This window comes from Blautia sp. JLR.GB0024 (genome assembly GCF_037000545.1).
GTDB lineage: Bacteria > Bacillota > Clostridia > Lachnospirales > Lachnospiraceae > Blautia > Blautia celeris.
In genome coordinates this window covers 143,562-166,655 of sequence record NZ_JBANBF010000005.1, presented here as the reverse complement: position 1 = coordinate 166,655, position 23,094 = coordinate 143,562, and the positions used below count along the sequence as shown (strand labels likewise).

The following is a 23,094-nucleotide window of genomic DNA, read 5'->3' as shown; positions in this document are numbered from 1 at the left end:
TGGTAGTATGTTGGTTGTAGGATAAACCGATAAAGGGGTGAGTAGAATGCAGAACATCAGTTATTTAAAGAAAGTAAACAGTGAATCGGTAGTGCAGCAGGTGATCAATGCGCTGACGGAGGCCATGCTCAACAGGGAACTGCGCCCCGGGGATAAGATTCCCACAGAGGCGGAACTGGCTGAGAGCATGGGTGTGGGAAGAAATTCCATCCGGGAGGCCATTAAGATCCTGGTATATCTGGGAGTGCTTGAAATCAGGCGGGCAGAGGGAACCTTTGTCTGTGAGGGATTTTCTGAGAGCATGATAGACCCTATGATTTACGGTATTATTTTAGACAAAGAGGATTCATATGAAAATCTTATGGAACTGCGTGAACTGATAGAAGTTGGTGTGATGCAGCTCGCCATGCAGAAGATTCAGGAGGCCGATTTACATATACTGAAAGAGAAGCTGAACCGCATGGAGAAAGAGATAGAAAAAGGGCCGGAGAACGTAGAGAATGCTTTCCTGGCTGACAATGAATTCCATAATACCATATCAGATATGGGAAAGAATCCCCTGGTGAATAAGATCAACCAGGTGGTGCGGGTGCTGACATATTCCATGAGGATGAAGACAGTGGAGACAATGATCAAGACTGGAAGAGGCCGGGAATTATTTGAGGCGCACCAGAAAATCTATGAGATGATGGCAAACAAAGTAACAGACAATCTGAATACGGCTGTAAGAAAAACATATTTTGCTGATATTCCATTTACGGATACAGAGAAATAGCCCTCGTTCAAAACAATTTCCGCTTACAGCCATTTGATTGATGCCCTGTCCATTCATTGCCCGGAGTATGTTTGTATGCAAACGCAATCCGGTGAGTGGACGGGGTATTTTTACATTAATATGTAATGAGAGAAGGAGGAGGCCCATGATAGCGATCGCATGTGACCATGGCGGATACGATTTGAAACTGGAGATCATCCGTTACCTGAAAGATGAAAATATAGAATATACAGATCTGGGATGTGAGGGCAGGGATGCAGTGGACTATCCTGTCTATGCCAGAAAAGTGACAGACGCCATAAAGAGCGGCACCTGTGAGAAAGGAATCCTGATCTGCGGAACCGGCATCGGAATCTCCATAGCTGCCAATAAGGTGCCGGGCATCCGGGCATCCCTGTGTACGGACTGTTTCTGCGCGGAGGCCACCAGGCAGCACAACAATGCCAATGTCCTGGCCCTGGGCGGCAGAGTGGTGGGGCCCGGCCTGGCGGTGAAGATCGCGGATACGTTCCTCCACACGGAATTTTCAGGGGCCGAACGGCACCAGAGGAGAATTGATCTGATAGAAGGGGACAAAGCCTGAACAGACAGGCTGTGAAAAACGGAGGTATTTTTGAACATGGAGTTAAAGAATATACTGGTCGGCCAGTCCGGAGGGCCGACGGCTGTCATCAACAGCAGCCTATACGGTGCTGCGGCCCAGGCGAGGCTGCACCCGGAAAAGATAGGAAAATGCTTCGGCATGGTGAACGGAATTGAAGGATTTTTAAAGGGAAAAGTCCTGGATCTTGACGAGGCGCTTCCCGGCGATGAGCTGAAAGGGCTTCTGACCACCCCCGGAGCCTATCTTGGTTCCTGCAGATATAAGCTGCCGGAGGATCTGGAGGACCCGGTGTACAGGACACTGTTTGAAAAGTTTGAGGACATGGGCATCGGATATTTCCTCTATATCGGCGGAAATGATTCCATGGATACCGTGAGCAAGCTGTCACGGTACGGGAGAAAGATGGGCAGCAGTATTGTAGTGCTTGGGGAACCGAAGACCATTGACAATGACCTTGTCCTCACAGACCATACGCCGGGTTTTGGCAGCGCTGCCAGATATGTGGCATCCACAGTGCGGGAAATCTGCGTTGACGCAGGCGTATATGACACCAGGTCCGTCACGATCGTGGAGATCATGGGCCGTCATGCAGGCTGGCTGACAGCCGCAGGGGTGCTGGCAAGGAAATTCAGGGGAGACAACCCTCTGCTCGTATATCTGCCGGAGGTGCCCTTTGACCAGGAGGCGTTCCTGAAAAAGGTGGAGGAGTGCTTTTCCGTGAACAATGCGGTGGTCGTGTGCGTCTCAGAGGGAATCCGTGACAAAGACGGTGTATTTGTATGCGAATACGACAGCGAGGCCGGACTGGACAGCTTTGGCCACAAGATGCTGGCAGGCTGCGGGAAATACCTGGAGCGTCTGGTGCGGGGAAGACTGGGTGTGAAAGCCCGCTCCGTGGAATTAAATGTAAGCCAGCGCTGCTCTGTCTCCATGCTGTCAGCCGCGGACCAGCAGGAGGCTGTCATGGCAGGCAGATACGGTGTGCAGGCAGCTCTTGAGGGGGAAACAGGCAAAATGATTTCCTTCATCAGAAAAAGCGATGCACCCTACAGCCTGTCCTGTGGTCTGGAGGATGTGGATCATATCTGCAACCGGGAAAAAACGGTTCCCCTGTCCTGGATCACAGGTGACGGGACAGATTTGGGAGAGGAATTTTTGACATATGCAAAACCGCTTGTAAAAGGAAACGTGCAGGTCCCCATGGATGAGGACGGCCTGCCGCTGTTTGTCTGCAGAAAATAGGAGAAGGAGAAGTTTATCATGGGATTAGTGACAACAAAGGATATGTTTCAGAAAGCTTATGAGGGCGGCTATGCCATCGGAGCCTTCAATGTAAATAATATGGAGATCGTACAGGGTATCACAGAGGCGGCAGGAGAGCTGAAGTCTCCGGTCATCCTCCAGGTGTCCAAAGGCGCAAGGGCATACGCCAACCACACCTATCTTGTGAAACTGGTGGAGGCTGCCCTCATAGAAAATGATATCCCCATGGCCCTCCATCTGGACCACGGCCCGGATTTTTCAACCTGTAAGGCTTGTATCGACGGCGGTTTTACATCCGTCATGATCGATGGCTCACAGTACAATTTTGAAAAGAATGTGGAGATCACCAGACAGGTAGTGGAATATGCCCACGAAAAAGGTGTAGTGGTAGAGGGGGAACTGGGAAAACTGGCAGGTGTGGAGGACGATGTAAAAGTGGACGCCTCTGACGCCATGTACACGCATCCCGATGAGGTGCAGGAGTTCGTGGAGCGCACAGGCGTGGACTCCCTGGCCATCGCCATAGGCACCAGCCACGGCGCCTTCAAGTTCAAGCCGGGCCAGAAACCCCAGCTTCGGTTTGATATATTGGAGGAGATCACAAAACGCCTTCCCGATTTTCCCATTGTCCTCCACGGAGCCTCCAGTGTGTCCCGGGAGTATGTGAAGATCATACAGGAAAACGGAGGAGAACTTGCTGACGCCATAGGGATCCCGGAGGATATGCTTCGTCGTGCTGCAAAATCCGCTGTGTGCAAGATAAACATTGATTCAGATCTGCGCCTTGCCATGACAGCAGGCGTCCGGCAGGTACTGGTGCAGAAGCCCTCAGCCTTTGACCCAAGGGAATATCTGAAAGCCGGAAGAGCCAATGTCAAAGAACTGGTGGCACATAAGATAGTGAATGTTCTGGGCAGTGACCACAAGGCCTGACCTGAACGAAACAAACCGATGGTTTAGACGGATCTCAGCCGGAACCATCGGTTTGTTTCCGTGTACGATTTTTTATTTATAGGTTGATTAAGTAAAGGAATAATTATAAAATAACTTTATAAGTCGCACATAATCGAGGAAAAGTTATGCATTGGAATATAGTGGCGGAGTGTATTTCCGAAATCAACCTTATCATCATCTGGTTTTATTCAAGGAAAAGTAATCTGGTTCCTTCACTCAGGAACCGTCTGTTTCAGTTCTGCTTTTTTGTGACTTTTTGCGCCATGTCCTTCAACATTGCGTCAACAGTCATGATCGCCTATCCTGAGAAATTCCCCTGTTTTCTGACCTGGCTGGTCACAACGGTTTATTTTGTTGCCACCCCTCTCATGGGCATGGCTTATTTTTTCTACACTCTGGCTGCTGTGTTTGAAAATAAAGGAAATACCATGAAGATCATTATATGGACATCTCTGCCCGGGACAGTGTATTTCCTGCTGGTGATCATGAATCTGTTTTCAAATGTATTATTCAGCATCTGCTCCGACGGCACATATACACGGGGACCTCTGATATCCGTTACATATATTATCTTTTATCTGTATGGTGTGGCAGCCATGGCGGTGGTTGTGATATGGAGAAAATATATGGAACCGGCGATCAGAAGGATACTTGTCATATTTCCCATGATCGCGCTGCTGGTCATCATTGTACAGCAGCTTTATCCCACTGTGATCCTCTCCGGCTCGGCGGCGACCTGCGCGCTGCTGATCATTTATCTCTATCTCCAGAACAAACAAAATTCCGTAGACTATCTCACGGGGCTGCCCAACCGGCAGGAGTTCCTTAAAATGATAGAGCTGCTGATCAGAAAGTCCAAATATTTTAATATCACGGTCCTCTCCTTAAGAGGATTTAAGCGGATCAATGATACCTATGGGCAGCATAACGGGGACCTGTTTCTGCAGGAGATTGCATCTTACCTTAAAAGCATTTCAGAACCTCACTGTCTGTACCGTTTCGGCGGCGATGAGTTTGTCATTTTGTCTTATGGGCCGTTTGATGCCAGTATGAGTTATAATGTGAAGAAACTGGAGCAGAGAATGCAGCAGCCCTGGATATCAGGGGAAAACAGTTGTGTCATTCCGGCGGTCATCGGTGTTGTGGGATATCCGGAATGCGCCAACACAGCGGAGGATTTGATCAGCGGGATTGAATACGCTGTCTCCATGGCAAAGGCGGCATCTGACACGAATGTCTATTACTGCGGCCACGAGATGCTTGCCTCCTTGAGAAGGCGCCGGAAAATAGTGGAGATACTGGAGGAGAACCTGAAGAACAACAGCTTTTCTGTCTATTATCAGCCTATCATTTCCACAGCCACAGGTAAATATACGGTTGCAGAGTCTCTGCTGCGCATACCGGATTCCCCCCTTGGCCCTCTCTTTCCCAATGAGTTTATTCCTGTTGCGGAGGAGACAGGGATGATCGTGGAGATCACCTACCAGATACTTGATAAGGTATGCAAATTTGTGAACCGGCTGTCTGAGAACGGCATTGAGTTTGACGGAGTGCATGTGAACTTTTCCGGACAGCAGTTTTCCCAGATTGGGCTGGCGGAAAAGGTGGAGGGGATCATTGAGGCAAACCATACACCTTTTTCCAAGATCAAGATTGAGATAACCGAGAGCATACTTGCCGACAATGCGGAGACAGTAGAAGAGTTCGCCCTGGAAATGCAGCAGAGGGGCATTCTGATCGAGCTGGATGATTTCGGAACAGGTTACTCCAACATCGTATCCGTGATGAACACTCCCCTGGATACCGTCAAGCTGGACAAGAGCCTTGTCTGGTCTGCCATGGAGAAAAAGGAGACGGCAGCCATGGTTAAGAGCCTGTCAACTGTTTTTCACGAGATGGGGCTCCAGGTTCTTGCGGAGGGAGTGGAGAATGCCCAGCAGGAGGCGTTTGTAAAAAGCTGCGGGATTGATTACATCCAGGGTTTTTATTTTGCAAAACCGCTTCCGGAGGAGGAGGCCTTTGCTTTTATCAGGAATGCGCAGGCAAAACAGGAAATGATACGGGGGATTCAACCATGACAATGAGACAGCTTACAACAATGGAGAAGCTGAGTTTCGGCGGCGGCGATGTTGCCAACTGCGTTACTTTTGGGGTTACATCGGCGTACCTGTCCTATTATTACACAGACACAGTGGGCATCTCTGTGGCTGCAGTGGGGCTTATTCTGGGTGCGGCCAGAATCATAGAGGCATTTGCCAATCTCGCTACCGGCGTGGCGATTGACAAAGTACACTCGCGGCTGGGCAGGACAAAGCCTTTTCTGTATGCAACGACCATACCGCTCATGCTGTTTTTCTTTCTGATGTTCGCGGTACCGGATGTATCGGCAGCGGGAAAGACGGCGTTCGCTTTTTTTACCTATCTGACATTCTGTGTGCTGTATGCGGTGAACAACACGGCTTACGGGACACTTCTGTCCATGATGACCGGAAATGTGAAGCAGAGGAGAAGCATCAATAATTACAAGCTTATGGGGATCGGGGTGGGAACCATGATATCCAATGCCTGTACCCTTCCCCTTGTAGCGTTTCTGGGGGGCGGCAGAAAAGGGTATATTTTTACGGGACTTGTATTTGCGGTGATCAGTGCAGTGTTTCTTATGAACTGTACTGTACAATGCCGGGAGAGGATTGCCGTGCAGAGTGACAAGGTGAAGATTACGGACGAGCTGCGCTATGCGGTCAGAAGCCGTTCCTGGATGGCTCTGTGTGTGGTCGCACTTCTCATCACCTGCGCGCTTACGCTGCGGACTTCCGGAATCGTCTACTATGCCAGATATGTGCTGGAAAATGAAGACCTGGCAACCCTGCTTCTTGCCATGTCACCTATTTCCATGCTGGTCAGCTCGCCGTTCATCGGACAGGTGCTGGACCGGGTGGGAAACCGGAAATGCATGGTGCTTGGAAGTCTGGGTATGATACTTTCCATACTGGGCATGGCTGCTTCCGGCAGCAATGTAGCGGGACAGGTCGTGTTTAACTTCCTCTGCGGCGTGGCCTCCAATCTCTGTACAGGGCCGCTGTACTCTGCGTGCTCTGACACCATGGATGAGGTGGAGTACCTGACAGGGGAACGTCCCCAGGGAATCATGACATCTGTGATGATGTGCACCAATAAGCTGGGAATCGCCTTTGCGCCCATTATCTCTTCCATTGTTTTGGGGGCGGGAGGTTATGCGGCGGGCGGTGTGCAGTCAGCAGGAGCGCTGGCAGCCATCAAGGGAAATGTTTTCTGGATCCCCGTGCTCCTCTCCGGCCTGGGGATACTGGCAGCCCTGTTCTTTGACCTGGATAAGAAGCATGGAACCATGGTAAACGCTCTGGAAAACAGAAGAAATAAAATTTCCTGAAAAAAAGTATTGACATTTACGCTGCGTAAACCCTTATCCTTTCAGGTGAAGGAGGTGGAAAGATGGAATATACAGTGAACCGGCTGGCACAGATATCCGGAGTCAGCAAGCGTACGCTCAGGTATTACGACGAGATTGGATTACTCAGGCCCGAACGGGTAAATCCAAACGGCTACCGCATCTACGGGCAGATGCAGGTGGATCTGCTGCAGCAGATTCTGTTCTACCGGGAGCTGGGCCTGCCGCTGGAGGAAATCAGGGAGATCATAAAAAATCCCGGATTTGACAGGGAAAAGGCTCTGGAGGACCATCTTACAGCCCTTCTGCAGAAAAAAAGGCAGACAGAGATTCTCATATCAAATGTAAAGAAGACTCTGGATTCTATGAAAGGAAGAGCGATGATGAGTGACGAAGAAAAATTTGAAGGATTTAAACGTGATCTGATAAAGGAAAATGAAGAAAAATACGGCAGGGAGGTGCGGAAGGCCTATGGGGAGGATGCTGTTGATGCATCCAACGAAAGGCTTGCAGGTATGAGCCGGGAAGAGTGGAACAGACAGGAGGAGCTGAGTAAGGAGATTCTGGAAACCCTGAAGGCAGCCATGGAGGACGGCAGTCCCGCAGGAGAGACTGCGCAGAAGGCCTGCGATCTGCACAGACAGTGGCTCTGCATGTTCTGGGGAGACGGCGCGTATTCCAGGGAGGCCCACAGAGAGATGGGTGAGATGTACGCCGCGGATGAGAGGTTTAAGGCATATTACGACAAGGTTCAGGACGGAGCGGCGGAATTTCTCAGAGATGCGCTGAACATTTACTGTTCCTGAGAGAAAGTGGGATAAGGGTATGGGCCCGGCGGTACAGCCGGGTTCCATGCCTTTTTACGTTACGTTCATGCATTTTTCATAGTTTTTTTCTTGACCTTACAGTAGCTGTATCATTTAGAATGTCATATAACAGCAAAAAAGCCGGGTACCGGAAAAAACGGGTGCGGCACTTAATGAGGTGGAAAGATGAAACAGAGAAAGCTGAATGTAACATACAGGGATCTGGAGAGAAAGGATTATCCCTATATCGAGAAGATTATCAGGGACACATGGAACTATGACAGTATCTGCGACAGGCCGTCCACGGCAAAACAGATGGCAAAGGTATATCTGCGGGGCTGTTTGGCACAGAAAACCTATGCCAGGGTGGCAGTCTGCAGGGACAGGGTCGTGGGAATCATTGTGGGACAATACGGGAAGGACAGGAAAATGAATCCGGGAATGCATATAAGCAGTTTTTTCAGCGGCCTGAGGCTGATGATGGCCGGAGACGGAAGGAAAGTGGCAAAGCAGTTCCGGGGATTTGAGAAAACGGACAGGGATATGCTGGAGAGCTGCGGAAAGAAATTTGACGGTGAGGTGGTGTTCTTTGCCGTGTCAAAGGCCGTCAGGGGCTGCGGTGTGGGAAAAGAACTGTGGGGACAGTTAAGAGGCTACTTCCGGGCAAAAAGCGCGGAGAGCATTTATGTCTATACGGATAATACCTGTAACTATAAATTCTATGAAAGTCAGGAATTTGAGCGCCTGGACTGCCGAGAACTGCTGGTAAGCCCGGGCGGACAGAGGTTCCGACTGGAGATGTATTTATATGAATATAACTTTTAGGCCGGCTTTCAGTTTATCGGGCGCGGGACATTTACGGGGGAGGAATCATGGTCCGGCGGGCGTAACAGGCCGTTGAAAAACGGTACTTTTGCCATAATCATGCAGGAAAATATAAACATTTTGTAAATATTGCATAAAAATTAAAGGAAAATAGATGAAATCTTTTAAGAAATTTAGTACAATACTTTTATACAGTGTTTACAATGTGATAAAAGGCAGCATTCGGCTGTCAGGAAGATGAAAGGGGAGACATGATTATGACAGATTGGAAAGAGTTATTGGATAACGGATACGATGATGTCAGGGAGCTTGCAGGACGCCTGCATATAACGGAGGAGGAACTCCCTGCGCTTTGTAAGATTCAGGATATGTTTCCCATGTTTGTGAATCCTTATTACCTGTCTCTGGTGGATGAAAATGACCCGGAGGACCCTGTGAGGAAACTCTGCATCCCGGCGGACGCGGAGCTGAAAGCAGGGGGTGAAATGGATACCAGCGGTGAACACGACAACACTGTCATGACAGGAATGCAGCATAAGTACGATGCCACAGTGCTGATACTCTCCACAAACCAGTGCGCCATGTACTGCCGCCACTGTTTCCGCAAGCGTCTTGTGGGCCTGTCAGGGGATGAAATCGCGGAGTATATCAGTGATATGGCACAGTATGTGCGGGAGCACAAGGAGATCAACAATGTACTTGTGTCCGGCGGTGATGCATTCCTCAACAGCAATGGGACCATCAGAAAGTATCTGGAGGAGTTTTCAGGGATTGAACATCTGAACCTGCTCCGCTTCGGCAGCAGGACACCGGTAGTGCTTCCCCAAAGGATCACAACAGACCCTGAACTGGTGGACATGCTGACAGAGTATGGAAAGAAAATACAGATCTACGTTGTGACCCAGTTCAATCATCCCAATGAACTGACCTCTGAGGCCAGGGAAGCAGTACATACACTGATGCGTGCGGGGATCGTGGTGAAAAACCAGACCGTGCTGTTAAAAGGGGTGAATGACAGGCCGGAGGTTCTGGGAAAACTTCTGCAGGAAACTACAGCCATGGGGATTATTCCCTACTACGTATTCCAGTGCAGGCCGGTAACAGGCGTACACAGCCAGTTCCAGGTACCTCTCCATGAAGCTTACCGTGTAGTGGAAGATGCAAAACAGATGCAGAGCGGCCAGGGAAAATGCTTCCGTTATGTCCTTTCCCATGTGACGGGCAAGATTGAGATTCTGGGTGAGACAGGGGACGGCAATATGCTGTTCAAGTATCATCAGGCAAAGTACGAGAAGGACAGAGGACGTATCTTCACCAGCAAAATCGGTGAGGGACAGTGCTGGCTGGATTAAAAAAGAAAAAACGGAAATGTACAGCAGTAAAGCTGCCATAAAATGTGAAAGTTTATTTTTCATTTTATGGCAGTTTTTTTGTACCTGTGCCGCAAAAGGGAATCTCAGCAGACCGTAAAATTATTTTTATCAAAGTCGATCAGCCCCTCATCCTTCATTTTATATAATTCAACGGTCATGGAGCTTCTGTCAACGGACAGATAGTCAGCGAGCTGCTGTCTGTTAAAGGGAATGGTAAATTTTTTGGAGCTCTGAAGCCTCATCTGCTGGGAAAAATACTCCAGCAGTTTGGCACGGATGGTGTGCGGCGTCAGGCAGTCTATTTTCCGGGAGAAATGCAGATTTTTTTCCGCCAGAACGCCCAGCAGATTCTGAATAAGTTTGGTATGAAAGCGGCATGCAGAGGAACAGGTGGTCAGCACGCGCTTCAGATCCAGAAACAGGATCTCCGTATCAGCAGCGGCAAGCGCTGTCCCGTCAAAGGTTGCCTGAGGAACACAGGCATAGGTTTCACCGAACAGGTCCCCCGGGCCGAGTCTGGCCAGAAGAGATTCCTTTCCCCAGTAGCTTTCCCTGACTATGTGTACATTACCTTTCAGGATAAGTCCAATCTGTGAGATTCGGTCACCCCACCGGAAGATGGAGGCGTCCTTTTTATATTGGCGGATACTTCCCGACAGGCAGTCCAGCATGGCGGTGAGTTCATCCTCAGTGATTCCTCTGAATAATGGGGAGTGTTTTAATTCTTTTACGGGAAATTCACTCATAAATGTTAGAATCCTTTCTTATTTGTTGTACCTACAACAGAATGATTTTTTTAATTATAGTATATTATCCATGAAAAGACAAGAACAGAGGAGGAATTGCAATGGCAAGAAAACTGGTTCAGATAGATGAGAGCAAATGCAACGGCTGCGGGCTGTGCGCAAGTGCCTGTCATGAGGGTGCCATCGGTATGGTGAACGGCAAGGCAAAGCTTTTGAAAAAAGAATTATGCGACGGCATCGGAGATTGCCTTCCGGTATGTCCCACAGGGGCCATAGCCTTTGAGGAGAGCGGCTCCCGCCCCTGGCCCGTACAGATAAAACTGGTATCTCCGGCAGCGTCCTTTTTTAAAGGGGCCGACCTGCTGATCGCGGCTGACTGTACGGCTTATGCCTATGCGGGATTCCACCGGGAGTTTATGAAAGACAGAGTGGTTCTGATCGGGTGCCCGAAGCTGGACAGTGTGGATTACTCCGAACAACTGGGGGAGATCCTGGGGATAAATGATATAAAAAGTGTAACAGTGGTGCGTATGGAGGTTCCATGCTGCGGCGGAATCGAGCGCGCAGTGAAAAATGCCCTTTCAAGATCAGAAAAGGAAATACCATTTCAGGTGGTAACGGTAACGACACAGGGAGATTTGATATAGCAGTTATGCGGTATTGAATGGAAAAAGTGCTGTACAAATAAAAAAGTTAAGAAAAGAGAGGAAATCAATTATGGAAGAAAAAATGTTTTGTTTTCAGTGTGAGCAGACTGCAGGATGCAGCGGATGTAAAGGAAACAGAGGAGTGTGCGGCAAGCAGGATACCACTGCAAAGCTTCAGGACGAGCTGACAGGCGCCCTGATTGGACTTGCACATGCCGTGGGAGAGGATAAGGCAGAACCGGAGACAGACCGTCTGATGATGGAAGGACTTTTTGCAACCCTTACAAATGTTAATTTTGATGATGAATCCCTGAAAAAACAGATTGCTTCCGTGCATCAGGAGAAGGAAAAATATGTACCCGGCTGTAATTCCTGCCAGGAACCCTGCGGCCGCACATCAGACTATCCCATGGAGATGCTCTGGAAAGACCAGGAGGATATCCGTTCCCTGAAATCTCTCCTGCTTTTCGGACTCAGAGGAACAGCGGCTTATGCTTATCACGCTATGGTACTGGGTTATACGGATGAACAGGTAAATGCATTTTTCTACAAGGGGATGGCTGCCATCGGGGAGGACAGGGATATGGACAATCTGCTCCCTCTTGTTATGGAGGCAGGCGCAGTGAATTTCCGATGCATGGAGCTGCTTGACAGGGCAAACACAGAGACTTACGGAATTCCCGCTCCGGCTAAAGTGGAGATGAAAGTGGAGAAAGGCCCGTTTATCGTCATTTCAGGTCATGACCTGAGGGATCTGAAACTGCTTCTTGAGCAGACAGAGGGTAAAGGCGTCAACATTTATACACATGGAGAGATGCTTCCTGCCCATGCTTATCCGGAGCTTAGAAAATATGCGCATCTGAAAGGAAACTTCGGCACTGCATGGCAGAACCAGCAGAAAGAGTTTGCCGGACTTCCGGCCCCGGTGCTTTTTACCACCAACTGCATTATGCCGCCTAAGGATAGCTACAGGGACCGGGTATTTACCACAGGTGTTGTCAGCTATCCGGGTATGGTGCATATAGGCGAGGACCGGGACTTTACACCGGTCATTGAGAAGGCTGCTGCGCTGGGCGGTTTTACAGAGGAGAAAACGTTCACAGGCATCAACGGGGGCAGCACACTGACTACAGGTTTCGGACACGATACCATTTTAAGTGCTGCAGGTCAGGTTGTGGAGGCTGTCAAAGCAGGACAGATCAGCCATTTCTTCCTGGTAGGAGGATGTGACGGCGCCAGAACAGGAAGGAATTACTATACAGAGTTTGTACAGAAGGCGCCGAAGGATTCCATTATCCTCACACTGGCATGCGGAAAATACCGTTTTAATGATCTGGACCTGGGTGAGATTGGCGGTCTGCCAAGACTTATGGATATGGGCCAGTGCAACGACGCATTCGGCGCTATCAAGGTGGCAGTCGCCCTTGCAGAAGCTTTTCACTGCAGCGTCAACGAACTGCCTCTGACTCTGGTGCTCTCCTGGTATGAACAGAAGGCCGTGAGCATTCTGCTGACACTTCTGCACCTGGGAATCAAGAATATCTATCTGGGGCCGACATTGCCTGCTTTTGTTTCTGAGAATGTGTTAAATTATCTGGTGGAGAATTTTCAGATTTCGCCTGTTAGTACGCCGGAGGAAGATCTGAAGAAGATTTTAGGATAGTCTTGCTGCAGATAAGGGCCAGCGGAGCATTCATTTGCCCCGCTGGTATATTTTCTGATATTCTCTTGGTGACATTTCTGTATATTTTTTGAAAATCTTAGAAAAATATCCCTGATTTATGAAACCCGCCTGTTCGCTGACCTGAGCGATGGACAATTTTTGTGTCTGCAGCAAGTGCCTGGCTTTTTCTATACGCACCTTGTTCAAATAATCCGAAAAATGCTCGTTGGTCTTCTGATAGAACAGGGTGGACAGATAGGTATAGTTCAGATGAAATGCCTGGGCGATATCAGACAGCTTCAGGTCCTGATTGCAGTTATCAGCTATATAACTTTTGATCTGATAAAAAAGGTCAAGGTCACGTCTGGCAGTTTCACGCTGCACCAGATTGTTCACAAGCAGGAAGAAGTCATCCAGTATCTTGTCAAGGACAGCATAGTCAGGGGCTTTGTCTATCATCTTGAAATATTTCACTTTTTCCATATTAATGCCGGAAGTGTCAAAACCGGCCATAGTCAGCGCCAGAATCAGAGAGTATAGAGCACTTTCAATCTGTTTTTTAAATACAAATACCTCTGTGGAGGGGCTTTCTACAGTACGGCGTACATATTGTCTGAGCAGGTGGCGGACCCCGGGGAGATACAGGGGATCAAGATTTTTCTGATACTCCTGTTGAGGGAATGGAAGTGCAGAAGCCTTTATATCCTCAGGGTATAGTAATTCTCTTTCCGGAAAATAAAAGCTGTATTCCAAAAGCCTGATACAATCCTTATATCTGGTGAGTGTGCAGGACAGGTCATTGTACGGTTCGGACAGGGTAAAAATCATTTTTCTGCCTGTCTTCCGTTCAAGCATTGTCACGAGTGCAGTTGACAGAGCGGGCACCAGGTCTTTGTTTTCCGGAACTGTCTGCAAAAGGATGCAGAGATACCCCTCGTCGGAAATACAGAAAGCGTGGGAATGAGGGGCAAACTGTCCGGCAATTTCAGGGGCTATCTTTTTTTCCAAAGTGTAGAAAGAGATATCGCTCAGGATTTTTCCGGTTAGAAGAAGATAGGGTTCTGTTTCCAGGAAATCCGTATGCGCATCACGGAAACGCTGCAGGGCATCAAGACAGCACAGAGTACCGCCATGGAGCAGTTCTTTTAATGTCTGGGCGGCAGATGCATGGCTTCTGATACCGGGTGAGGCGGACCTGAGCCTGTTCATAAGGGCAAGCAGTTCATCCTTATCGAGAGCAGGTTTTAAAAGATAGTCGGCAACTCCGAGTTTAAACAGGGATTTCACATACTCGAAGTCATCGTAGCTGCTCAGAACGATAATATGTATCCATGGATATTGTTCTTTCAGCTTCTTTGTGAATTCAATTCCGTCCATGACAGACATGATGATATCTGTCAAAATGATGTCTGGCTGTATTTCCTCTATCATGTGCAGGGCCTCCAGACCGTTGGAGGCTTCGCCGGCGATGGTAAATCCATTTTCTTCCCAGTTGCAAAGGTATTTAATTCCATTTCTCAATAGCAGTTCATCGTCGATGATCAATATTTTAGTCAGATGCTGTTCCATTTCCAGTTTCCTCCCTTTAAAGCAGTGACCAAACGGCAGTTTATATACAGTGGGTTGTACCGGGTTCAATCAGAGGCAGTTTTATAGTAATCTGTGTGCCATAGCCTTCCAGGCTGGCGATATGCAGGCCATAGGCAGCGCCGTAAATCAGTTTTATTCTGTCATTTACATTCTTTACACCGATGCCTGTGAACCCTTTATTACGGATTAGGGCTGCATCATCGGATAGTATGGTAGCAAGGATATGGGAGGGGATACCCTGTCCGTTATCGATGACCTCTATGATCAGTGTGTCCTCCATCTTGGCTGCATAGATACTGATATCCCCCAGCGGATTATTATCGGTGAATCCGTGGAAAATAGCATTTTCGGCCAGGGGCTGCAGGAATAATTTGGGGACCAGGAAGTTACGGCAGTCTTCAGATATCTGAAGCATCAGCCGTATGCCGTTTCCGTATCGGAGCTGCTGTATCTTGAAGTAGCTCTCCAACAGGGCACATTCCTCCTCCAGCGGTATCGTCTCTCTGGTATCTCCAATGGTTTTTCTGAGAATATCTATGAGGGCAGTGATACCGCTTATGACATCCTGGCTGCGGCCGGCTGCTGACAGATACTTTATGGAGGCCAGAGTGTTATAAATGAAGTGAGGATTGATCTGGCTCTGGAGGGCATTCTGTTCCGCCAGTCTTCTGGCGTTCTGTTCCCGGGCCAGATTATCCAGATATGTGTCCAGTTCCAGGAACATCTTGTCAAATGCGGCACCAAGCTGTTCCGCTTCCAGACATCCGCCGCAGTTTACAGCAGCAGGTCGTTTTGAGGCTCTGTCCCAGTCAATGTTGTACATGGCCATTGTCAGATTCTGTATGGGCCGGGTGATACGCCGCACGGCAAAGACTAAAAAGAGCAGTGCCGCAGCCAGAATCAGTCCTGTAATGCAGACAACGATCAAGGTGTTGGAAAATACTTTTGATGTTATAGTGGAATAGTCTGTGAGCTGCACGATCCTGACATCGAAAAAAGCATTTTCAGCGGAGACAGGAATGTATTTCTTGTCTTGATAATCCACTGCAATGCTGGCTGTTTTTGAACCGGAGATGTCAAGGAGTTCTCTGTCCGTCCTTCCAATCTGTCTGGGGTCGGAGTCGGACAGGATCAGTCCGTCATGCGTCATCACAGAAAAGCGGTTGTCATCCTGCCTTAGATTGAAATATAAGCTGGAAAAACAGGATTCATCAATGGCAATCAGGATATATCCATAGGGAGACTGGGAATACGGATCAAAAAGGGAGCAGGCGGTAAACGTATAATACTTATCCCGGGTCTCTCTGGTGATGCCCCTGTGATAGTAGTCTATTCCCATTCTTTTAGGATTCTTCTGTACCTTCTGCATGAAATCTTCATCCATAATACCAGTATCCTCCAGGGCCACGGTTTCATTATATGTAGTGTAAGTACAGTTGTTTTTTCCGTATAGGATGATATTTACATTGGAATAGCTGAAGAAACCGTTATAACTCTGCAGATAGGTATTGACATATCTCTGCATTTGATAGTAACAGAAAGTATCTTCCGGTGTCTCCTCGAGATAGGATTTTATCGTGCTGTCGGAAGAGAGCTGTACCATGATATATATGAGCTGCTGATAAAAGGTATTAAAACCCTCATTCAGCTGCTGGACAGAATGCTGGCTTGAAAGCGTGATCAGTTCAGACGTATTCTTCCGGTATTGATAGGAAATGATGGAGGTGGTGAACAGAAAGAAGAGAAGAAAAGCAATGATTACAATACATAGAATTTGTGAAGAAATCCGGCGGCTGTTTTTCATTTTTCTCCCCCTTTCGACAAAATACGACTTTTCAGGAACCGAATTCATTATATAATATAAATATACGAAAATCAAATGAAAATAGCTGTTAAATTGTGTAAAATGCACAAAACCAAAAAAATTATAAATGAACCTGAAGATTTTACCGAAACAGTTGTTTCTGCGTAGGAAAAAACGGCACAATCAAAAAATAAGAATAAATCTGCCGAAAAAATTCACGTGATTCCCGTATCACATCTGGTAAGATATTATCATCAAGTTGATGAAAAGGAGCGTAAGTTATGAAAGGAAAAAGAACAATAAGCGTTGCTATGGCAGCAATCGTCGTATCCGGACTTCTGAGCTCGTGCGGACAGAGCCAGGAGGAAAAGACGGGAGATGAGAAAGAACAGGTTACACTGCAGTATTGGTATCAGGGTACAGACCAGCTGAGCACAGAATTTGCCCAGCGTTGTGTGGAATCTTTTAACGAAAAATATCCGGATATCAAGGTGGAGGCCACGGGGATGTCTACCACTATTTCAGACCAGGAGACAAAGCTGAATGCAGCGACGCTCAGTGACACCTATCCTGACGTGATAGCAGTGGTCCTGGCGGAGGTGGGATCAAGAGGGTCTCTTGGAGACTTTGAGCCGTTAGAGCCATATATAGAAAAATGGAAAGAAAAAGAGGATTTGTTCGACAGTGCATACGAGATGGGGAAATACCAGGGGACTCAGGTGGCACTGGGTGTGCTGCCGAATCCGCAGATCTATACTTACCGCAAAGATGTCTTTAAGGAGGCAGGTCTGGACCCGGAAGATCCGCCGTCAACCTGGGCAGAACTGAAGGACACTGCGGAAAAGCTGACAAAACGCGAAGGGGATAAGGTTGTATTCGCGGGGCTGGACATCCCATCCATAGACAGTTCTCTTGTATTCACAGAACCTTATATGCGTACCGCAGGCTCCAAGGTGGTGGATGAGGAAAAGGGGGAGCCGGCATTTACAGATGAGGCGGCTGTGGAAGCTCTGAATTTCCTTGGGGAAATGGCTCAGATGAACATCTCTATACCACACGACCAGCAGAAAGGGGAGGAGCATCCTTTTGTAAACGGAAACGCAGCGATCAGTAATCTCTCCACTGCCAATATCCAGGCATTCCGTGCAAATTATCCTGACGCGGAACTGGGATACCTGCCGATTCTGAAAAAGGATGAGAATTCCGGTGACGGCGTCTGTTTCTGCGGATATCAGCTCATAGCCATGAGCGGAAGTTCCAAGCATAAAGATGAGGCATGGCTATTTATGGAGCATATGATGTCAAATGATGTAGTGTGGGACAGGACCGAGACATTCAATACTCCTATTGTCAAGAAATCCCTGGAGGACAAATATATGGAATCCGGTGATAAGGAGCTGAAGAGCGCTATTTTGAATTATGTGGAGAACGGAAAGGGAAAGGCAACGGTACCGTGGGTAAGCGAGCTGAACAAATACGTATCTGTGGCATATGAGGAAGTCATCAACGGAAAGAAGACAGCACAGGAAGCACTCAATGACGCAAATGATCTGCTTACGAAAGAGATATCAAAATAAATCATGTGAAACGGGCTGCGGATGCTTGTCCGCAGTCTATTTTTACGCTTTTTTGGCTGGGAGGACGGATTATGAGGAGGACAAAGAGGATTGGTGATGACCGCTGCGGATATGTGTTCATTGCACCTTATTATATATTTTTTGTGATGTTCGTGCTGTTTCCGATTTTGGTGAATATCGGGCTTAGTTTTACGGATTTTAATCTTAAATCCATCTCTTTTGTGGGGGTGGAGAATTATGTGACTATGATATCAGACAGTTTATTTTGGATTTCAGTGAAGAATACGCTGATATATGTGGTGTTTACTGTGTTTTTTACCATGGTACTGGGGCTTCTGCTGGCACTTGCGCTGAGAAGTGCGGCGCTGTGGGGGACAAAGTTCTTCAGAGGGATCATATATATGCCATATGTGACATCCATGGTGGCTATGTCCATGGTCTGGCTGTGGATGTATGACCCGACCCACGGAGTCATCAATGTACTGACAGAGATGCTGGGAATTTCGGCACAGCAGTGGCTGTATGACGAAAAGCTGGCTCTCGGTGCTGTGATCGTCATGGGCATCTGGAAGGGGATTGGTTATTACATGACCTTATTCCTGGCAGGGCTGAATAATATCCCGGCGTATTTATATGAAGCTGCCAAGATAGATGGGGCCAATGCCATTCAGTGTTTTAAGCATATCACACTGCCGATGCTGAAACCTGTGACCTTTTTTATAATGATCACAGGAGTGATCAGTGCCTTTAATGTATTTGAGCAGGTGAATGTAATGACATCAGGAGGCCCTATGAACTCAACGACGACAATTGTGCATCAGATTTATACAAGGGCATTTACAGAATATAAGATGGGTTATGGAGCTGCTGAGGCGGTATTTTTACTGCTGATCGTGTTTGTATTCACAATACTGAATTTTAAATACGGCAACCAGGGCCAGGATCTGGATATTTGACAGGAGGGTGGTAAATGAAAAAAAGTAGAGTGAGACAGGGGCTGCTGCTCCTGCTGATGGTATTTTTCTGTGCAGTCATCATGCTGCCGTTTTTGATCATGTTTTTTACTTCCCTGAAGACCTCCTCGGAGATTGCAGCTCCGGTATTCCGTCTGCTGCCCGAGAAATGGCTGTTCTCCAATTATGCAGACGCCATGAAGTCGTCAGATTGGGGAAGATTCTTCTATAACACGTTTTTTGTCACTGTAGTGGCAACGGGCATCAGCCTTGTCATCAATTCTATGGCGGGTTATGCTTTTGCCAGATTAAATTTTAAGGGCAGGGATATGCTTTTTATGCTGGCACTTGTGGGAATGATGATTCCGCAGCAGGTTACAATGCTTCCGAATTTTGTAGCTATGAAATACTTTCCGCTGGCAGGCGGCAACAATATCCTGGGGCAGGGAGGAACAGGACTCATCAATACATATGCGGGAGTGGTCGCCCCGTATATTGCTGGGGCTTTCGGTGTGTTCCTGTTCCGTCAGTTTTTCCTCAATTTTCCAAAGGCGCTCGATGAAGCGGCAAAGATAGACGGACTGACCAGATTCGGTACTTTTGTCAGAGTCTATATTCCACTCAGCAAGGCGATATTTGCCACATTGATCGTTTTTAAGACCACGAGTACATGGAATGAATATACATGGCCGCTGATCATAACAGCTAAAAAGGATATGTGGACAGTCCAGCTTGCGCTCAGCGTGTTCAAGGAGGAATTTGTGACCCAGTGGAATTATCTGATGGCAGCTACGACACTCATCATGCTGCCGCTTCTGGTGCTCTATATCTTTATGCAGAAATATTTTGTGGAGGGCATCGTGACCACAGGAATCAAAGGATAGGAGGAAAAGGATTTGAGGACAGTTCTTGTTTTGATGGATACACTGAACAGGCGGTATCTGAAGACTTACGATGAAAATGCGGTGGGAATCACACCGAATATAGACAGATTCTCCCGAGACTGCGTGATATATGACAGCCATTATATCGGTTCCGCACCGTGTATGCCGGCAAGGCGTGATATTTTTACAGGCAGAATGCAGTTTTTGGAGAGAGGATGGGGAGGTATTGAACCTTTTGATATCACGCTTCCCCAGGTCCTCAGGGAGAATGGTGTCTACACACATATTACAACAGACCATACTCACTATTTTGAGATAGGGGGAGAAAATTATTGTGATCTGTTCAACACATGGGACTATCACAGAGGTCAGGAGTTTGATGCCTGGGTATCCAGTGTCAGGCAGCCGTGGGTGGACCCGGAGGGATATGGGAGGAAATCGCCGCAGTATCTGTTGAACCGGAGTCGTTTCCTGACAGAGGAAGAATTTCCTACACCCAAGACTTTCCGGTCAGCTTGTGATTGGGCGGAGGACAACAGGGGGTGTGATGACTTCTTTTTGATGGTGGAAAGCTTTGACCCACATGAACCTTTTGACTGTCCGGAAGAATATCTCAGGATGTACCACGATACTTATGAGGGCAGGGAGTTTAACTGGTCTTCCTATGCGCCGGTTACAGAACCGCCTGATGCTGTAGCGCATCTTGAAAAATGTTACCTTGCTACACTTACCATGACGGACAGATGGTTTGGCAGATTCATAGACTCTCTGAAGAAAAATGGCCTGTATGAAGATACTCTGATCATACTCACCACGGACCATGGGCATATGCTTGGGGAACACGGATTTACAGGAAAAAATTTTATGCATGCTTATAATGAGATGGCCCATATTCCTCTGATGATGAAGAGGCCCGGAAAAGAGAACAGGGGGAAAAGGGTGACACAGCTGACACAGAATATAGACTTGATGCCAACAATTTTAGAACATCACAACTGCAGGATACCTGAACGGGTAAAAGGCATTTCCCTGGTAAAAACTATGGATGGCAGAGCAGAAGCCAGAGAACAGGTGATATATGGATGGTTCGGACGTGCGGTAAACGTCTGTGACGGAAAATATGTATATTTCCGGGCACCTAAGAGCTTGGAGAACCAGCCTCTTCACCAGTATTGCGGAATTCCAAGTACGGTATGGCGTTATTTTGGGGAGGAGTATGCGGAAGAGATTGAGATGGGGAGATATCTCTCATATACAAGATATCCGGTCTATAAGATACCAATCAAGAAACCGGAGGATTATTCGGGAGATATCGCATTTGTTTCAGAATCGCAGCTATTTGACCAGGAGGAGGACTACTATCAAATGCATCCTTTGAAGGATGAAAAACTGGAGATGATAATGTGCAAAAAATTGGTGAGAGGAATGAAGGAGGCTGAGGCACCGCAGGAGCAGTATATCCGTTTAGGGGTGGACTCCCTATAAAAAAATCACACATTTTTGTGAGAATATGATAGAATCATCCTAACAAAAGCTAGGCTGCTATCCGGTTATAAAATTTTACAGCAAAAAGGCATGTGCACAGACTGCATTTTATGTGGTCTGTGCACATCTGTCTTGCAATTGCCTTGAAATCTCAGGGCAGCATCCGGCGGGGCAGCCAAAGGCTGAACAATTATAAACTGTGTACAAAAAGATAAGGAGGATTCACATGAGAAGGAAAGACAGGGAGAAATCACGGGAATTTGCTTTGGAGGTAACAGACAAATGTGAATGGGCGGTATTATCCATGACAGATCAGGAGGGAATGCCCTATGCAGTTCCTGTGACCATTGTAAGAGACGGAGACTTCGTCTATTTCCATACGGCAAAGGCAGGTAAAAAAATAGATATTTTAAACAGGCATCCGCAGGTATGCCTTGTCTGTGTAGGTGATACGGAAAGGCAGACGGACAGCTTTACCACATTGTATGAATCGGCAGTCATAAACGGAACCATCTGTGAGGTGACGGAGGATGAAGAAAAAATCCATGCACTCAGAATCCTCTGTGAACGGCATACGCCTGCAAATATGGGACAATTTGACAAGGAAGTGGCGAGGAGCCTTAAGATAACGGGAGTATGGAAGATTCATATAGAAGAAATAACCGGGAAGGCCAAGTGAGACAGCACTGTTTCCGGCATAATCCTTCCCTGTTTCCAGCAGAGTAGGCTGAAGTCCGTTAAGGGTTCAAAGTATGTGCAGCAGATTATGTAACCGCCGTTTGGGAACAGGCGTCAGCCTTCAGAAATACCGCATAAAACCGGGATACCGCATAGAAAAGTGTGGTTTCCCGGTTTTTTTCGGTGCTTATTGTGCGCTGAAAAGATATAACCATAAGTTATGGCAGATATGAAAAATGAAACAAAGGGGTTGTAAAAAAGAGAATATAATGTTATATTTTTATACAAATTTTATAATTACTTTATAAAGTTAATAGGATATTACTTTAAATCATATACTGATTTCATGTGGAGAATAAAATGAATGGACAGATGGTACTTGATAAAATAATGGATACTTACCGGCCGAATTTTGATGTGGAGGAGCCGTATGAGTTTCACGGTGAAGTCTATGATGCCTATGCCGGGTTTAGCATGACCAGCGCCAAATATGTGCTGGTGAAACGCGCGGAGCTGTGGCGTGCCCACTGCTTTGAACACGCATTTTTTCAGTGCAGGGAGGAGATACACGCTGGAGATCTTCTGCGTTTCCAGGAGCAGCTCCTGGAGCATATGGAGCCGGAGCTGGTCAGGGGAGGGGAGGCAGAGCCTGTTAAGGACCACATGTATACATATCTGACAGGTGTGTTCGTCTCAGAAAAAGCGGTATCTCCTGAGACATTACAGACACTGAAAAAATTAAAGTTCCGGAAAAACTATCGTTTTGCCGTGAGAGGGTTCTCAGAGGAGCGGCTTGTGCTTCTTGATATGGAAAACAGGAGGATATACGGTAATCCTGCGGCAAAGGATTTGATTAAAGGATATAAAAAGATGGTAACTTTTCAGTACCCTCACAGTTAGGAGCAAAATCCATGCAGAATCGCCTTTGGTGATAGGAATTTTGCCCGCTGCTGAACTTTTTCTTACGGCCAGTGCAGTAAATGCGCAGGCCTGCTGAATAGGTACAAAAGATGTTGCTATTTTTTTCATTATCAAATATT

General features: G+C 47.4%; 20 protein-coding genes. 17 read left to right on the top strand and 3 right to left on the bottom strand.

Going from position 1 to position 23,094, the window contains the following annotated elements; genetic code table 11:
• The first annotated feature begins 46 nt into the window (after window positions 1-46).
• From V8Q34_RS13865 to V8Q34_RS13825, 9 genes are all read left to right on the top strand, one after another.
• Entirely contained in the window at window positions 47-775 is a 729-nt protein-coding gene (locus V8Q34_RS13865) for a FadR/GntR family transcriptional regulator (RefSeq protein WP_033139866.1), read from the top strand.
• 145 nt (window positions 776-920) lie between these two features.
• Window positions 921-1,358: a ribose 5-phosphate isomerase B gene (gene rpiB / locus V8Q34_RS13860; protein WP_335835705.1), complete on the top strand. Its 438-nt coding sequence runs from the start codon at window positions 921-923 to the stop codon at window positions 1,356-1,358.
• Window positions 1,359-1,394: 36 nt separating this feature from the next.
• Window positions 1,395-2,621 (top strand): 6-phosphofructokinase, encoded by a 1,227-nt coding sequence (locus tag V8Q34_RS13855; RefSeq protein WP_335835704.1) that lies wholly within the window; start codon window positions 1,395-1,397, stop codon window positions 2,619-2,621.
• Window positions 2,622-2,639: 18 nt separating this feature from the next.
• Complete coding sequence (fba, locus tag V8Q34_RS13850) at window positions 2,640-3,575, top strand: class II fructose-1,6-bisphosphate aldolase (RefSeq protein ID WP_335835703.1); 936 nt, start codon at window positions 2,640-2,642, stop codon at window positions 3,573-3,575.
• Window positions 3,576-3,721: 146 nt separating this feature from the next.
• Window positions 3,722-5,674: a putative bifunctional diguanylate cyclase/phosphodiesterase gene (locus V8Q34_RS13845; protein WP_335835702.1), complete on the top strand. Its 1,953-nt coding sequence runs from the start codon at window positions 3,722-3,724 to the stop codon at window positions 5,672-5,674.
• The gene (locus V8Q34_RS13840) at window positions 5,671-7,005 is read left to right on the top strand and encodes an MFS transporter (RefSeq protein ID WP_033139862.1); all 1,335 of its coding nucleotides are present in this window, start codon (window positions 5,671-5,673) and stop codon (window positions 7,003-7,005) included. Before V8Q34_RS13845 ends, V8Q34_RS13840 begins: the two co-directional genes overlap by 4 nt.
• 62 nt (window positions 7,006-7,067) lie before the next feature.
• Complete coding sequence (locus tag V8Q34_RS13835) at window positions 7,068-7,829, top strand: MerR family transcriptional regulator (RefSeq protein ID WP_033139861.1); 762 nt, start codon at window positions 7,068-7,070, stop codon at window positions 7,827-7,829.
• A gap of 186 nt (window positions 7,830-8,015) precedes the next feature.
• Window positions 8,016-8,654 (top strand): GNAT family N-acetyltransferase, encoded by a 639-nt coding sequence (locus V8Q34_RS13830; protein WP_335835701.1) that lies wholly within the window; start codon window positions 8,016-8,018, stop codon window positions 8,652-8,654.
• Between the two features lie 257 nt (window positions 8,655-8,911).
• On the top strand, window positions 8,912-10,006 hold the full coding sequence (locus V8Q34_RS13825; RefSeq protein WP_298076531.1) for a KamA family radical SAM protein: 1,095 nt from the start codon (window positions 8,912-8,914) through the stop codon (window positions 10,004-10,006).
• Between the two features lie 104 nt (window positions 10,007-10,110).
• Here the strand turns inward: V8Q34_RS13825 and V8Q34_RS13820 are convergent, their stop codons facing one another.
• Entirely contained in the window at window positions 10,111-10,773 is a 663-nt protein-coding gene (locus V8Q34_RS13820) for a Crp/Fnr family transcriptional regulator (protein ID WP_033139859.1), read from the bottom strand.
• Between the two features lie 101 nt (window positions 10,774-10,874).
• On the opposite strand from V8Q34_RS13820, the gene V8Q34_RS13815 reads away from it, so the two are divergent.
• Both V8Q34_RS13815 and hcp read left to right on the top strand, forming a co-directional pair.
• Complete coding sequence (locus tag V8Q34_RS13815; protein WP_335835700.1) at window positions 10,875-11,420, top strand: ATP-binding protein; 546 nt, start codon at window positions 10,875-10,877, stop codon at window positions 11,418-11,420.
• Window positions 11,421-11,490: 70 nt separating this feature from the next.
• Window positions 11,491-13,083: a hydroxylamine reductase gene (hcp, locus tag V8Q34_RS13810; protein ID WP_335835699.1), complete on the top strand. Its 1,593-nt coding sequence runs from the start codon at window positions 11,491-11,493 to the stop codon at window positions 13,081-13,083.
• Window positions 13,084-13,113: 30 nt separating this feature from the next.
• Here the strand turns inward: hcp and V8Q34_RS13805 are convergent, their stop codons facing one another.
• Window positions 13,114-14,652, bottom strand: coding sequence for a response regulator (locus V8Q34_RS13805; protein ID WP_335835698.1), 1,539 nt, complete (start codon window positions 14,650-14,652; stop codon window positions 13,114-13,116).
• A gap of 40 nt (window positions 14,653-14,692) precedes the next feature.
• Window positions 14,693-16,477, bottom strand: a complete 1,785-nt coding sequence (locus tag V8Q34_RS13800) for a sensor histidine kinase (RefSeq protein WP_335835697.1) — start codon at window positions 16,475-16,477, stop codon at window positions 14,693-14,695.
• Between the two features lie 281 nt (window positions 16,478-16,758).
• Here V8Q34_RS13800 and V8Q34_RS13795 point away from each other — a divergent pair, with 281 nt between their 5' ends.
• The 6 genes from V8Q34_RS13795 to V8Q34_RS13770 all read left to right on the top strand — a co-directional run bounded on the left by V8Q34_RS13795 (window position 16,759) and on the right by V8Q34_RS13770 (window position 22,954).
• Entirely contained in the window at window positions 16,759-18,054 is a 1,296-nt protein-coding gene (locus tag V8Q34_RS13795; RefSeq protein WP_033139856.1) for an ABC transporter substrate-binding protein, read from the top strand.
• A gap of 71 nt (window positions 18,055-18,125) precedes the next feature.
• Complete coding sequence (locus tag V8Q34_RS13790; RefSeq protein ID WP_052099012.1) at window positions 18,126-19,010, top strand: carbohydrate ABC transporter permease; 885 nt, start codon at window positions 18,126-18,128, stop codon at window positions 19,008-19,010.
• A 14-nt stretch (window positions 19,011-19,024) separates the two neighbouring features.
• A complete protein-coding gene (locus V8Q34_RS13785; protein WP_033139855.1) occupies window positions 19,025-19,891 on the top strand; it encodes a carbohydrate ABC transporter permease in 867 nt (288 codons plus the stop codon).
• Window positions 19,892-19,903: 12 nt separating this feature from the next.
• Entirely contained in the window at window positions 19,904-21,376 is a 1,473-nt protein-coding gene (locus tag V8Q34_RS13780; protein WP_033139854.1) for a sulfatase, read from the top strand.
• A gap of 226 nt (window positions 21,377-21,602) precedes the next feature.
• The gene (locus tag V8Q34_RS13775) at window positions 21,603-22,055 is read left to right on the top strand and encodes a pyridoxamine 5'-phosphate oxidase family protein (RefSeq protein ID WP_052099008.1); all 453 of its coding nucleotides are present in this window, start codon (window positions 21,603-21,605) and stop codon (window positions 22,053-22,055) included.
• A 359-nt stretch (window positions 22,056-22,414) separates the two neighbouring features.
• Window positions 22,415-22,954 (top strand): hypothetical protein, encoded by a 540-nt coding sequence (locus V8Q34_RS13770; RefSeq protein WP_033139853.1) that lies wholly within the window; start codon window positions 22,415-22,417, stop codon window positions 22,952-22,954.
• The last annotated feature ends 140 nt before the right edge of the window (window positions 22,955-23,094 follow it).

Excerpts from the sequence above, each read along its gene's own strand:
- hcp (WP_335835699.1), top strand. The coding sequence starts at position 11,491 with ATGGAAGAAAAAATGTTTTGTTTTCAGTGTGAGCAGACTGCAGGATGC.
- fba (WP_335835703.1), top strand. The coding sequence starts at position 2,640 with ATGGGATTAGTGACAACAAAGGATATGTTTCAGAAAGCTTATGAGGGC.
- V8Q34_RS13805 (WP_335835698.1), bottom strand. The coding sequence starts at position 14,652 with ATGGAACAGCATCTGACTAAAATATTGATCATCGACGATGAACTGCTA.
- V8Q34_RS13855 (WP_335835704.1), top strand. The coding sequence starts at position 1,395 with ATGGAGTTAAAGAATATACTGGTCGGCCAGTCCGGAGGGCCGACGGCT.
- V8Q34_RS13845 (WP_335835702.1), top strand. The coding sequence starts at position 3,722 with ATGCATTGGAATATAGTGGCGGAGTGTATTTCCGAAATCAACCTTATC.
- V8Q34_RS13790 (WP_052099012.1), top strand. The coding sequence starts at position 18,126 with ATGAGGAGGACAAAGAGGATTGGTGATGACCGCTGCGGATATGTGTTC.
- V8Q34_RS13800 (WP_335835697.1), bottom strand. The coding sequence starts at position 16,477 with ATGAAAAACAGCCGCCGGATTTCTTCACAAATTCTATGTATTGTAATC.
- V8Q34_RS13795 (WP_033139856.1), top strand. The coding sequence starts at position 16,759 with ATGAAAGGAAAAAGAACAATAAGCGTTGCTATGGCAGCAATCGTCGTA.
- V8Q34_RS13815 (WP_335835700.1), top strand. The coding sequence starts at position 10,875 with ATGGCAAGAAAACTGGTTCAGATAGATGAGAGCAAATGCAACGGCTGC.
- V8Q34_RS13770 (WP_033139853.1), top strand. The coding sequence starts at position 22,415 with ATGAATGGACAGATGGTACTTGATAAAATAATGGATACTTACCGGCCG.
- V8Q34_RS13835 (WP_033139861.1), top strand. The coding sequence starts at position 7,068 with ATGGAATATACAGTGAACCGGCTGGCACAGATATCCGGAGTCAGCAAG.
- V8Q34_RS13865 (WP_033139866.1), top strand. The coding sequence starts at position 47 with ATGCAGAACATCAGTTATTTAAAGAAAGTAAACAGTGAATCGGTAGTG.
- V8Q34_RS13830 (WP_335835701.1), top strand. The coding sequence starts at position 8,016 with ATGAAACAGAGAAAGCTGAATGTAACATACAGGGATCTGGAGAGAAAG.
- rpiB (WP_335835705.1), top strand. The coding sequence starts at position 921 with ATGATAGCGATCGCATGTGACCATGGCGGATACGATTTGAAACTGGAG.
- V8Q34_RS13840 (WP_033139862.1), top strand. The coding sequence starts at position 5,671 with ATGACAATGAGACAGCTTACAACAATGGAGAAGCTGAGTTTCGGCGGC.
- V8Q34_RS13825 (WP_298076531.1), top strand. The coding sequence starts at position 8,912 with ATGACAGATTGGAAAGAGTTATTGGATAACGGATACGATGATGTCAGG.
- V8Q34_RS13775 (WP_052099008.1), top strand. The coding sequence starts at position 21,603 with ATGAGAAGGAAAGACAGGGAGAAATCACGGGAATTTGCTTTGGAGGTA.
- V8Q34_RS13785 (WP_033139855.1), top strand. The coding sequence starts at position 19,025 with ATGAAAAAAAGTAGAGTGAGACAGGGGCTGCTGCTCCTGCTGATGGTA.
- V8Q34_RS13820 (WP_033139859.1), bottom strand. The coding sequence starts at position 10,773 with ATGAGTGAATTTCCCGTAAAAGAATTAAAACACTCCCCATTATTCAGA.